The 14,050-nt window shown below is 38.1% G+C and carries 6 protein-coding genes and 1 pseudogene; all 7 read left to right on the top strand.

The window, feature by feature from the left end; genetic code table 11:
- Positions 1 to 48: 48 nt before the first annotated feature.
- The gene (locus VPAR_RS07170) at positions 49 to 5,958 is read left to right on the top strand and encodes a two-partner secretion domain-containing protein (protein WP_012864727.1); all 5,910 of its coding nucleotides are present in this window, start codon (positions 49 to 51) and stop codon (positions 5,956 to 5,958) included.
- Between the two features lie 23 nt (positions 5,959 to 5,981).
- Entirely contained in the window at positions 5,982 to 6,461 is a 480-nt protein-coding gene (locus VPAR_RS07165) for a hypothetical protein (RefSeq protein ID WP_012864726.1), read from the top strand.
- Positions 6,462 to 6,695: 234 nt separating this feature from the next.
- A pseudogene (locus VPAR_RS09750) lies at positions 6,696 to 6,947 on the top strand (M48 family metallopeptidase); the annotation flags it as partial.
- A gap of 4 nt (positions 6,948 to 6,951) precedes the next feature.
- Positions 6,952 to 8,439: a hemagglutinin repeat-containing protein gene (locus VPAR_RS07160; RefSeq protein ID WP_024060117.1), complete on the top strand. Its 1,488-nt coding sequence runs from the start codon at positions 6,952 to 6,954 to the stop codon at positions 8,437 to 8,439.
- Positions 8,440 to 8,603: 164 nt separating this feature from the next.
- Positions 8,604 to 9,497 carry a hypothetical protein gene (locus tag VPAR_RS07155; protein ID WP_012864723.1) on the top strand — a complete coding sequence of 298 codons (894 nt, stop codon included), beginning with the start codon at positions 8,604 to 8,606 and terminating at the stop codon, positions 9,495 to 9,497.
- A gap of 338 nt (positions 9,498 to 9,835) precedes the next feature.
- Positions 9,836 to 10,603 (top strand): M48 family metallopeptidase, encoded by a 768-nt coding sequence (locus VPAR_RS07150; RefSeq protein ID WP_042466809.1) that lies wholly within the window; start codon positions 9,836 to 9,838, stop codon positions 10,601 to 10,603.
- Between the two features lie 12 nt (positions 10,604 to 10,615).
- Positions 10,616 to 14,023, top strand: a complete 3,408-nt coding sequence (locus VPAR_RS07145; protein ID WP_012864721.1) for a DNA polymerase III subunit alpha — start codon at positions 10,616 to 10,618, stop codon at positions 14,021 to 14,023.
- Positions 14,024 to 14,050: the final 27 nt, after the last annotated feature.

The raw sequence follows: 14,050 nt of genomic DNA, 5'->3' as shown, positions 1-14,050 counted from the left end.
TGTGTTATCTTTGTGTGTTATCAAATGAGAGACTATAAGGAGAGAATAATGAAAATTAAACAGTATACAGCGACTGCATTGTGTGCAGCCCTATTAGTGACAAATTCCGGATTGTGGATTCCGCTAGCAGTAGCTCAATCTATTGTACCAAATAAAGGTGCAATGGGTCCTAATATGGATGAAGCTCGTAATGGAACTCCAATTGTGAATATTAATAAACCAAATGCTAAGGGCTTATCTCACAATCAGTATGATATGTTTAATGTAGATGACAAAGGGGTTATTCTAAATAACTCAAGGAGACCTGTATCTACAGAACTAGCTGGCTATGTGATGGGTAATCCTAACTTGAGAGGTGCTGCAGCTAAGACGATTTTAAATGAAGTAACTGGAACGGGTGCGACTGCAATGAATGGTGCCTTAGAGGTAGCGGGGCGTAAGGCACATGTTATCATTGCTAATCCAAATGGGATTGCTGTTAATAATGGGACATTTATTAATACTAGTGCAGCTACATTAACAACAGGTAATCCTATTATTACTGATGGAAAAATTTCTGGATATGATGTGAAACAAGGTACTGTGACGGTATCGGGACAAGGGCTCGATACATCGCGTACATCACGTACAGATATTTTGGCGGAAGCGGTACAGCTCAACGGAAAGGTATGGGCTGATGAAAGCCATGTTGTAACTGGTAAAAACACAGTATCTGTCGATGGTGGTGGTAAGGTAACTAATGTTACGAAGACCGGTAACTCAGAGCAAGTAGGTCTGGATGTATCTCAAATCGGTGGTATGTATGCGAATAGTATGTACTTAGTAGGTACTAATGATGGCTTTGGTGTAAATAATAAAGGGATACTTTCGGCGCAAAATAGTATCACTGTTGATAGTAATGGTAAGGTGCAAAATAGCGGTACTGTGGTGTCGCCGGATATGAGTATAAAAGCAAAAGGTTTTACACAAGCCGGTAAAGCTAAATTATATGCTGATTCGGCACGTATTTCGGCAGACTTTTTTACACAAACTGGTAATGCTGTTACGAAAAATGCACCGGTACTCATCGCACGTAATAATTTAGCAGTAGCTACTAATACAATACAGAATACAAATGGTAGTGTACTGAAGTCTGAAGGCGTACTACAACTTGGAAAGACGATGGATTTTAACGGCGTTATATCCGGTAAAATGGATACATTAATTAATGTGGATGCTACTATTGAGGCTGGTCAACATGGTGTGATTCTCGCCAAATCCATTGCTAATAAAAATGGTGGCGTTACGTTGAAACGGGCTACTACAGGAACTACGGAGCATGTTAAAAATGAAGTGGCACCAGCAGGTAGTATCAAGCGGTACCAGCTTTCTGAGGAACGCATTTATGGGCACGATGATCCGATTCCACAAGATAAGGTTGTAGTTCACTCTTCTGAAAATTTACAATTATCTATTAATGGAGAGCATCACGATAGTTGGACTAAATATGAATATGACCGTACACGAGTAAAAGAAGTAGTAGATACCTCTAAACCAGGGCGTATTATTTCGGGTGGTAACTTACAGATTGAAGCGGATGTTCTGACTAATGATGCTAGCCAAATTAGTGCAGCGGGCACTTTGACTGGTAAAATGGGTCATTATGAAGCGCTTAATCCGAAAGGAAAAGAATATATTAGTGAAAATGGAACTGCTACCGGTTATAGTCGCCATAAACAAAAAGGTTGGGACTCTACGAATATTCGCGAGGCAGAGTACCATAATGATGTAGTTCAACCGATAGATGTGCCGGTAGCTGTGTATGGTAGCAATATAGCGAACAGCACAACAGGTGCTACGGTAGATACGTCGGTATTGACGTCTATGAGTCAGTTATCTACCAATCCAAACACATCCTATGCGATGGAAACAGATCCGAATTTTACCAATCGAAGAACCTTTTTATCCTCTGATTATGTTATCAATCGTTTACAACTCAACCCTATGCGTACACAAAAACGATTAGGAGATGGTTATTACGAACAACAATTGGTGATGCAGGCTATTTTACGTCAAACAGGAAAAAGTAGACTACAAGCGGGATTAACAGAGGAGGAGCAGTATCGTAAGTTGATGGATGCAGGCCTCACTATAATGAAGTCTAAGTCTATGGTACTTGGACAAGGATTAACTGAAACGGAACAACAACAGTTAACAGAAGATGTAGTGATGCTTGTTAGTCAATCAGTAGTATTACCAAATGGCAAGACTGAAACTTTACTTGTACCGACATTATATTTGGCACCATCTACACAGCGTGTTGAGGGCGCAGCGAATATGCAGGCTCAATCGATTAATTTACAAGTGGGTACGATGCATAATCGCGGTAGCATAGTGGCGGATGATGCGATAACTGTACATGGTCATATGATACACAATGATAACGGACTGATTAAAGGTCGCACAACAACAGTGGTGGCGGATACCGATGTTCGTAATACACAAGGCACGATAGAAGGGCGTGACCGTACAACTGTATATGCTAAGAATGATGTGATAAATGAGGGCGGTACGATTAAGCAAACCGATGAAAAAGGAAAGCTTGTCGTGGCGGCAGATCGTGATGTTATCAATAACGGCGTCAAGTACGAAGCTAGCAATAGTAAGGTTGTATGGAACAGTGCCAATAGCCGTCGTGAAACGGTAACTGCTGTAGATCAAGGTCAAATTACGGCGAAAGGCGATGCTGTAGTTACAGCAGGTCGTGATGTTGCTATGCAGGGTGGTAAAGTGACTTCCGATAAGGATGTTGCTCTAGTAGCTGGACGTCAGGTAAACATGCAGTCTATGACAGCGAATCATGAATTAGAGGAACATCGCTATGACAAAGGAAAATCCGGTGGCGGTCATTCTCAGACTACAGAAACACATGATTTAGTGAATGAAGCAACCTCTGTAGGCAGCAGTGTGGAAGGTAACAATGTAACTGTGGCTGCTAATGCTGATGTAGCACTTAGTGGTAGTGAAATCCTGGCTGTTGATAAGGCACAGGTGGAAGGTAAGAATGTAAAACTTGATACTGCAGCGGCTACAAGTACTGTTGACCATGTGTATAAGGACAAGAAGAAAAGTTTAGTTAAACGGGAACGTACAGATGCAACCAGTGTGGCACAAGTGACTGCTGTAACAGGTTCTGTTGTGAGTGGTAAAGAAGTTACGATTAAATCTGGTCATGATGTGACGGGACAATCCGCTAAACTGATGGGGGAACAAGGCGTTCAAGTGTCAGCAGCTGGCAAGGTTGAACTCGGTGCGGATAAGAATGTAACGAAAGAAGTGAGTACATATCGTCATAAGACTTCAGGTTTAATGGGAAGTGGTATCGGATTTACTATTGGTACAGAAAAACGAAATATAGATGATACCAATCGTGAAGAGGAAACCGTACGTAATACTATTGCTAGTACGAAGGGCAATGTAAATATTACGGCAAATGATATGGTACATCTTACTAGTGCCGATGTATTAAGTAAAACCGGTACTACAATTGAGGGCGCTGCAGTGACCCTTGATGGTAATACTGATACACAACATATGACACATGATGATCGCTATAAAAAGTCCGGTTTAACAGTGGCATTAGGTGGTGCTATAGCTGATAGTATAACGAATGCAACGCGAACTATTAAACAAGCTGGTGGCCGTGATGATAAACGTTTGGCAGCACTTGAACTTAATGAAGCTCGGAAACAGTTACAAGATGGATATGAAGCTGTAGATAGTGCTTTACATGGAGCTAAAATACGAGATGCAGTGACTGGTAAAGTTGAAAAAGTAAATGGTAAAGCTAAACGAGGTCCTAAAAATATTGATGATGCTGTTAATTTATCTGTATCAATTGGTAGTACATCACAGAAACAAGGTCAAACAGTAGATACTGCGACTTATAAAGGTGGTACTATTATTAGTGACGGCGATGTTCATCTAACGGCTCATGATGCTAAGAAAAATGGTATTACTCTTACTGGTGAAAGCGTATCTGCTCAATCTATTAGTTTGGCTAGCGCTAGCGATATTAATATAGAGGCTGGTAAGAATACAGTAGATGTGAAAAATGACTATAAGAGTTCTGGCTGGAGTGCAGGCGCGAGTATTAGTTTAACTGGTGGTGGACTTCTCGATATTAATGCGAGTGCTCATATGGCACGACAAAATGGAGATACTCATCAAGAAAGCTATGTGCCAACAAAAATAAAAGCTGCTGAACTAGCACAACTTAAAGCAAAACGAGATACGAATATTATTGGCTCTACTGTATCTGGTAAAAAAGTTGAAGTAGATACAGGTCGTGATTTACATATTCAAAGTTTGCAAGATGTAGATAACTTTAAAGAACATAGTAAGTCCGCTGGATTCTCTGTATCCTCGAAACCTAATTTCAAAGATCCAACTGGCAGTATAAATGCTAGTGTAGGACGAATTGATAGCAAATGGAAAAGCGTAACTCAACAAGCTGGTATTCTTGCTGGAGAAGAAGGCTATGACATTAATGTAGGTAACAGTACTACATTAGAAGGTGCTCTAATTAAAAGTAACGCTCCGAAAGCTAAGAATAAATTGACTACAAAATCTCTAGAGATGAAAGATATCCAAAACGAAGCTGAATATACATATAGTAACAATGGTATTGGCTATAACTACTATGGTAGTAAAAAGAAACTCGAAGAGATGAAGACCAATGATAAAAAAGGCTATGATAAAATTTATAACAATATCGGTCTAGTTCCAAACTTAGGTGTAGGCTCTAAAGGTAAAGCAAGCTCTACTACTCAATCTGCTATCTCTGATGGTATACTAACTGTAGATGGTAAAGAAATTGATACTAAGACCATTAATACGAATACCGAAAATACATTGCATCAATTAGATAAGATTTTTGATAAAAAGAAAATTGAAGAACGTCAAGAATTAGCTCGTTTGTTCTCTAAAAATGCATTTGAGCAACTACATAATTGGCAACCAACAACTAAGGATGGCAAAGTCGCTAAGTCCATTGCTCATGGTGTAATAGGTGAGTTGGCAGCTCGTATGGCTGGTAATGCACCGGGTAGTGGTTTTAAAGCTACTATGACGAATGAGATGTTGATTGGTGAAATTAAGAAAGTAGCTAAACATGATCCAGCATTAGTACAATGGTTGAGTGCTGCTGTAGGTGGTGTGGTTAATAAAGTAACTGGCGGATCAGTAAATACTGGTGCAGCAGTGACATCTTATGCCACTAAATGGAATGATGAATCTGGTGTAAAAAGTTCTTTAGAAGAAGCTTATGCTGCTATGGATAGAGATATATTAGATGAAATAAATAAGCAAGAATACGATGACCTTAATTTTTTATCTAAGTCAATAATTAAAGGCTCTCAGATTGGAAAAAGTTCTGATTTGTTAGCTTCTATATTTGGCAAATTCTCTCCTGACTATAGTGTAGCTGTGGCTTTTTACAAACATGCATTACATGGAGATGGGGAGAAACAATATTTTCCGCTAGGTACAGGGGCATCTGAATTAATAAGTAACCACTCTTCATTTATTACAGAAGTGAAAAAACTTAGTTTTGATATGTCGGTTGGTGAAAGTAAAGTACAATACTTTACCATTGAGACAAATACTAATGCTAAAGCTGCATTCGGAAAATTAAAGTTTGGTGTTAGAATGACAAAAGTTTCTGAAGATAAAGTTCATGTGGTTGGGCAAGCAAAAGATATATATAATTTTGAATGGCTTCCTGATTACGATAATAAAATCGGACCTATTCCTCCGGCAGAGCTTTCTACTGAGTATATAAATAAGTTGTGGTCTATAGTGAAAGGTGCATCTAAGGAGAATGCATTAATTGCTGCGGCTAATATTGCATATTTAGAACAGAGAGCTGGAATTATAAAGCCTTTTAAATATGGAATTCAAATTGATACTGTTATTTAAGCTGAAGTGAGAGCATAGTAGAGATGAAATATATATTAATTATTTTAGTAAGTATTTTGAGTTTAGCAGTATGCTCAATAATCTATATTGGTGAATCTAATTCATATAAATATGAACCTCGTTATTTTTTGGGATATTCCAAGGGTGAAAATTATATATTGGATAATAGAACTGGATCCACATTAGAATATAATGGATACTCTTACGAATCACAATTAAACTATCTATATAGTTATGGAAAAACAGGTTTTCTAAAAATTGATTTAAATTTAGATCAAATATACTATTTATTTGATGAGGAAACCGATGAAAATTATAAAAAATATACTTTAAACAACTATTTGATAGAGAAAAAAGAGCTAGAAAAAGAACAGAAACCAATTCACATACATATTCTATCTAGTAAGGCAGACCTAACTTCTGAGGAACAGGATATTTATAATCGGTTGAAAGATAAGAAGATGAGATATCCTAATCGTTCTATTATCGTTAAAGTAAAATAATATGCTTAATATTTTGGTGATTTTGATGCATCGTAAGACAAGCTTATGATGTATTTATTAAGACTTTTCTATACTAATAAATAATTTGATATTAAAGATTATTTTAATGACACCTATACCACCTACAAGGGCTTGGTATAGGTGTCATTTTTATATTACAAACTAATAAAAAATCATTATTACTTAAAATCTAAGCAATTCTATTAAAATCAACAGATTTCTACGTTTTTATGAGTGTTTTACGATAAAATAAAAGGTATGAATACTTCAACAACTAGGTCTATTACCTATAATGGCGACAGAATTGAATATGAGTTAACCATCAAGCGTGTGAAGAACATGAACATGCGCATTACATGGGATGGTGTGATCCATGTGTCGGTGAATGGGTATATGCCGGATTATGTGGTGGACAAGTTTGTCATCGAAAATATGTCCTCCATTGAGCGGGCTCGTTACAAGATTGATGCATTGAATGCCAAGCGGTCATATGGCTCGTCAAAATGGGGATACTCATCAAGAAAGTTATGTACCAACTAAGATTAAAGCGGCTCAATTAGCACAGCTTAAAGCAAAACGTGATACAAATATTATTGGTTCTACTGTATCTGGTAAAAAAGTTGAAGTAGATACAGGCCATAATTTACATATTCAAAGCTTACAAGATGTAGATAACTTTAAAGAACATAGTAAGTCGGCTGGGTTCTCTGTATCCTCGAAACCTAATTTCAAAGATCCAACTGGTAGTATCAATGCTAGTGTAGGTCGAATTGATAGTAAATGGAAGAGTGTAACAGAACAAGCTGGCATTTATGCTGGAGAAGAGGGCTACAACATTAATGTAGGTAATAAGACTACATTAGAGGGGGCTGTTATTAAAAGTGATGCTCCAAAAGCTAAGAATAAACTGACTACTAAATCTCTTGAGATGAAGGATATCCAAAACGAAGCTGAGTATACATATAGCAACAATGGTATTGGTTACAATTATTATGGTAGTAAAAAGAAGCTCGAAGAGATGAAGACCAATGATAAAAAAGGCTATGATAAAATTTATAACAGTATCGGTCTAGTTCCAAACTTAGGTGTAGGCTCTAAAGGTAAAGCAAGCTCTACTACTCAATCTGCTATCTCTGATGGTATACTAACTGTAGATGGTAAAGAAATTGATACTAAGACGATTAATACGAATACCGAAAATACATTGCATCAATTAGATAAGATTTTTGATAAAAAGAAAATTGAAGAACGACAAGAGTTAGCTAGATTATTTGCTAAAAATGCTTTTGAAGAAGTACATCGTTTAAGTGATAAATATCATTGGAAAGAAGGCAGTCCAGAGAAAGTAGCTTTGCATGCTGCAATTGGTGAGATTACTGCGCAATTGGCAGGTAATCCAAATGGTTCTGGTGCTGTAGCGGCAGGGATTAATCAATTAGCTATTAAGAAAATTATTGATAAGGTAGGAAGAGAGCATCCTGACCAAGTGCAAATGTTGAGTACTGTATTAGGGGGCACTCTTAATAGTATAATAGGAAAATCTTATAATGTTGGAGCGACAATGGCTTCGTATGGCTCGAAATGGAATGATTTAGGAGAGGCTCATGAGGGACGCCGACCAGTTGATGTAATAGTTGCAGTAGATTCTTCTGGAATAACAGGACATGTATCAATAATAATTAAGTATGAGAAAGGAGGGGCTGAAGAAGGAAATTATGGCCGTTATGAAGGTGATAAGTTAGTAGATAGTAGTGGCGTAAGTATTGCAGCACCTAATGGATTTGGAACTATATATATAGATCAAAAATATGAATTTAAAAAATCTTCAGATATAAAATACTATTACTTAAATTTAAATGCTGAAGCTGTCCAAAGTGCATTTAATAGAAACTTTAAAAATGCAGAATATGTTTTAGAAAAAAAGGTGAGAATTATCAATTTTATAGAATTCCTGGTCATCCGGATGATTATCAATTGATGAGTCATAATAGTGTAACTGTTTCTGTCGATGCCTTAGTTGACGGGAGCGGAAGTCATCCTACTTTAGATCGATTAAGGGGGGCAATTCTTCCTGCTGCTGTTGGAAATTTATTGGACCAAGATTATGAAAATAATCAGGGTCTTGTTTATAAGGTGGAGTAAATGGGATATAGTCGAAAACATCTTACTTGGTTTTTTGTTATAGTTTGTATATTGGCTTTGGCATATGTATTGAGATTGAAATTTATATCTTATTATGAAGTATGGCGTCCAGATAAAGGTGTAGTTGTAGTTCTCAATGGTTCTAATGCAAACTTTTATAATGCTCAAGATATAAGTAAAAAAATTAATCTTGATTTATCTATGTTAAATATTAATGGCGGGATAATCACGGATGTTTTTTTGGCTAAAGATAGTTTTTTTGTCATTCAGAAAGTACAGAATGGTAAGAACGTTGAGTGGTATTTAACTAATGTTATTGATGATAGGATAGAAAAGACCCTTATTTATATAGGCGAGAAATATCATATTTTTCAGGTTTGGAATAGTAATGAGAGCCTCATTCTAAATACATCTGAAGGTTATTATCGATTGAATTTGAAAAGTGGGAGAATTTTAAAATTAGATAATCTAAATGATTTAAGTTATGAGTCTCTTGTTTATAGTGAATGGCCTGAAGAGGAGTTATTTACTAATCAAAGTTTTGGTATAGATTATTCCAAAAGTGAAATATATAATTTACTATCTAGACGCTTAAAAATCCTTGGTATAGTAGATAATATAGCTATTGTTCAAATTTTACCTAATACATCAAATGATGAGGTTGTTAGTTTAAATGCTTTTTTAGAGAGCTTAAGATTTAATATTAATGCAGCTACTTTTTCAACGTTCTATTTGAACTTAAAAGAAATAAAATTTTTAAAATTTGATTTATGTGCTGACGATAATCATAAGTGGTATATGAATATTAAATATCTAAATACTGATTATAATGAAAAAATATTAACTAACTTTCAAACTATAATTAATCATCAAGATAATATACTTTTAAAGTAATATAATTAAAATTTGATATTTTAATATTTACTTATAGAGATATCTTTTAGAAGGGGCATATTGAGTGAGTATTTATTTTATTAAGTTTTATAGTAATAAAGTAATGGAAAAACTTTGAAATTACACTTAGATATTATTAATGCATGAGTATTGTAAATAAGGAGAAATAATACTTTTAAAATTTTGAATGCTACAAATTAATAATTAATGTGTAATTATAATGTTGTTTTTTTAATAACAGATAGTTGAGTTTTACCAAGCAACTATCTGTTATTTTTTTATTGTTGCTTATATCGAATAATTCCTATTAAAATTACCAGAATTTTACGATTTTATGAGTGTTTTATGATAAAATAAAAGGTATGAATACTTCAACAACTAGGTCTATTACCTATAATGGCGACAGAATTGAATATGAGTTAACCATCAAGCGTGTGAAGAACATGAATATGCGCATTACAAAGGATGGTGTGATCCATGTGTCGGCGAATGCGTATGTGCCGGATTATAGAGTGGACAAGTTTGTCATCGAGAATATGCCCTTTATTGAGCGGGCTCGTTACAAGATTGATGCATTGAATGCTAAGCGCGTTGATGCGTTACAGTATGTGAATGGTGAAAGCTTATCCATCCTCGGCATTCCAGTTACGTTGCGCTTAGTTGAGCAGGATGGAAAGCCTCATATCGGCTTTGACGGAAAAGCCATTCTTACCATGGTTGTACCTCAGGATACGACATTTGAAGCTAAACATAAATTAATGCAGAGTTACTGGCGTAATTTAGGGGAGAAGGTCTTTGTCCATTGGGCAAAGGTCGTGTATCAGCGCTTTCACAAGCAAGGTATTGATGTGCCTATGCCAATCATAAAACAGCAGCGAATGAAGAGTCGTTGGGGCTCTTGTACGCCTGCAAAGCAGCTCGTCAAGATGAACACCCGTTTGTTAGAGGGACCACAGGCGTATATTGAGTACGTTATGGTTCATGAGTTTGCTCATTTTAAATATTTAGACCATTCCAAGAACTTTCACAATCTCGTGGCACAGTTTTTGCCAGATTGGAAGGCTCGTAAGAAGTCCTTGAACGTGTATTTTGCTCATCGCCCTTAAAGGAGGTGTACCATGCAGCCATTTGTACATTTACATAGTCATACAGAGTTTAGTTTGCTGGACGGCATCAGTCGTTTGCCTGACATGGTACGTCGTGCGAAGGAGTTAAATCAGCCGGCCCTTGCCATTACAGATCACGGCAATATGTACGCAGCCATTTATTTTTACAAAGAATGTATGGCCCAAGGCGTTAAGCCTATTATCGGTTGTGAAGTATATGTAACGGAAAATAATCGATTCGATCGTCCAGAAGGTCGCAGTCGTGAAAGACTAAAACATCTTATCCTTTTGGCTGAGACCATGGAAGGGTATCGTAATCTTGTTAAAATCGTATCGAAAGCATCTACAGAAGGTATGTTATATCGCCCACGTGCAGACCGCGATCTATTGCGTCAATATAGCAAGGGGATTATTGCCCTCAGTGCTTGTATTCAAGGAGAAATCCCTCAGTATATCTTGCAAGATAATATGGAGGGCGCGAAGCGTTCCATCGAATGGTATATTGAGACGTACGGGAAAGATAATTTCTTCTTGGAAATCCAAAATCACGGGTTACCAGAAGAAGCAAAGGCACAAGAGGAGCTCATCAAGCTCAGCAAGGAATACGGTCTTGGCATCGTAGCGTCTAATGATTTCCATTATGTTTTAAAAGAGGATGCAGACGCTCAGGATATTAAGGTTTGTATTTCTACAGGTCGTCGCCGTGCTGAGGTAGACCGCTTAAAATTCCCGAATGATGAGTTCTATCTCAAGTCTGGGGATGAAATGGCAGAGCTATTTGGACATATTCCGGGGGCCATTGAAAACACCTTAAAAATTGCTGAGCGCTGTAACGTAGAATTCAACTTCGACGAACATCACTTGCCACACTTTGATGTGCCCGAAGGGGAAACGTCTAAAACGTATTTACGTAAGGTTTGTGAACGAGAAATTCCACGCCTTTATGGTGAAACGTCTGAAGAGTTACAAAAGCGTCTCGACTACGAGTTAGATGTTATCGGTACGATGGGTTTTGAGGATTACTTCCTCATCGTGTGGGATTATGTGCGGTATGCCCGTGAGCACGATATCTTAGTAGGACCAGGCCGTGGTTCTGCGGCAGGTTCTGTAGTAGCGTACCTTTTAGGTATTACAGGTCTCGATCCACTAAAATACGATTTGCTCTTTGAACGATTCTTGAATCCAGAACGGGTAAGCATGCCCGATATTGATATTGACTTCTGCTATGAAAAGCGTGGTCAAGCCATCGAATATGTGACGAGAAAATACGGTCAAGCTCGTGTATCCCAGATTATTACGTTCGGTACAGAGGCAGCGCGTGCTGTAATTCGTGACGTAGGTCGCGTGCTCGACTTACCACTAGCCGAAGTAAACCGCATCGCTAAGATGATTCCCAACGAACTGGGGATTACCTTAGATAAGGCTCTACAAGGCAAAGAGTTAAAAGCTTTATACGAAGCCGATCCAAATGTTAAAGAGTTATTTGATTTTGGTAAAAAGCTAGAAGGCATAGCGCGAAATTCGTCCACTCATGCGGCGGGCGTTGTAATTTCTGCAGATCCTTTAGATGACCATGTACCGGTACAAAATGCCAACGATGAAGGCTTTGTAACGCAGTACGATAAGGACAATATCGAGGAGTTAGGCCTCTTAAAGATGGATTTCTTGGGTCTCCGTACCTTGACGGTTATGGGGGATGCCTTAAAGCTCATTAAGGCTAACCGTGGTATCGACCTCGACTTAGATGCTATCCCGCTCGATGATAAGGCGGCTTGCGACCTCCTCACAAAGGGCGACACTTCTGGTGTATTCCAGCTCGAATCGGAAGGTATTACGAAGCTTGTTATGGACCTTAAGCCTGAGCATTTTGAAGACTTAATTCCATTGGTAGCCTTGTATCGTCCAGGCCCACTAGGCTCTGGGATGGTGGCGGACTTTATTGACCGCCGTCACGGTAAAAAAGAGGTTACCTATTTACATCCAATTTTAGAACCGATTTTAAAAGATACCTTTGGTGTAATCTTATACCAAGAACAGGTTATGCAGATTGCCTCCGCCATGGGGGGATTCTCCCTTGGTCAAGCGGATTTGATGCGCCGTGCCATGGGTAAGAAAAAGGAATCTGTTCTAAAGGCGCAGCGGGAGTCCTTTATTCAAGGCTCCGTTAAAAACGGTATTGATGAATCCGTGGCGAATGAAGTATTTGATTTGCTCGTATACTTCGCCGGCTACGGCTTTAATAAATCACATAGTGCGGCGTATGCGTATATCGCGTACCAAACAGCGTACTTGAAAGCCCACTATTTCCCTGAATTTATGGCGGCTACCATGACGAGCTTTATGCAAAACATGCAAAAGTTGACGTATTACATCAACTCCTGTAAGAAGCATAATGTTAAGGTTCTAGGCCCAGATATTAATTATTCTGAACGCAGCTTTGCCGTACAAGACGACGCTATTCGCTTTGGTCTTGGCGGTATCAAGAACGTAGGGGATAATGCTATCGATCGCTTGATTCGTGAGCGCAATGAGCATGGTCTCTATACGGATATCGTGGACTTCTGCAAACGGGTGGACAATAAGGTTGTTAATAAACGACTTCTTGAAAGTCTCATTCGCTGCGGCTCTATGGATGGCTTCAAGGAAAATCGTAACCAATTGTTGCACATGTATGAAAGCGCACAAGCCGTTGGTGCTAAAGAGCAAAAGGATGCCGCTATGGGCACTATGAACCTCTTTGGCGATATGGAAGAAGCTGTCGATTTTATCCCTGTTCCTAATGTGGAGGATTTATCGGAAGACGATAAATTAAAGGATGAAAAGGAATACACTGGCTTTTATATTACAGGTCATCCATTGCAAGGTTATGCGAAGGAATTAGAAGGTCTCTTTGAACTGGGCGCTCTCGCAGAAAATCCAGAGCAATACGATGGTCAAACCATTACCTTTGGCGGTCTTATCGAAAATAAATCGGACCGCATGACAAAGCGCAATGAGGTTATGTCCATTCTTCGCATCGAAGATTATTCTGGTGCGGCTAATGTAGTGGCATTCCCTAAGGTCTTTAGTCAAAGTCAACAATTCCTTGCGGTCGATATGATTGTTAAGGTAAAAGGTCGAGTTGATGCGGATGAAAAGGGTGTGCAAATCATTGCAGATCGTATTACGCCATTAAAGGTAAACTATAGTCAGGCAAAACAGGTGGCAATCCACATTTATAGCCAATATGATACACCAGAAAATAGCGAAGTCTTAAAACGCGTGTTGACTAGCACTGCTGGCTCCGTGCCAACATCGCTATACTTACACCGTCAACGAAAACGGATTAATTTACCACCAAATATGTGCTTTGACCCTAGTGATGAATCCATCAAGGCTATTGAAGCTATTCTAGGCGAAGGCTCCGTAGAGGTGCAGTAAACATATAAAGTTAACGCAAGTATGTGT

It is taken from the genome of Veillonella parvula DSM 2008, from assembly GCF_000024945.1.
GTDB lineage: Bacteria > Bacillota > Negativicutes > Veillonellales > Veillonellaceae > Veillonella > Veillonella parvula.
Note: the sequence above shows the minus strand (reverse complement) of the source record. Positions and strands in the feature narration are given on the sequence as shown.

Excerpts from the sequence above, each read along its gene's own strand:
- VPAR_RS07170 (WP_012864727.1), top strand. The coding sequence starts at position 49 with ATGAAAATTAAACAGTATACAGCGACTGCATTGTGTGCAGCCCTATTA.
- VPAR_RS07155 (WP_012864723.1), top strand. The coding sequence starts at position 8,604 with ATGGGATATAGTCGAAAACATCTTACTTGGTTTTTTGTTATAGTTTGT.
- VPAR_RS07165 (WP_012864726.1), top strand. The coding sequence starts at position 5,982 with ATGAAATATATATTAATTATTTTAGTAAGTATTTTGAGTTTAGCAGTA.
- VPAR_RS07160 (WP_024060117.1), top strand. The coding sequence starts at position 6,952 with ATGGCTCGTCAAAATGGGGATACTCATCAAGAAAGTTATGTACCAACT.
- VPAR_RS07145 (WP_012864721.1), top strand. The coding sequence starts at position 10,616 with ATGCAGCCATTTGTACATTTACATAGTCATACAGAGTTTAGTTTGCTG.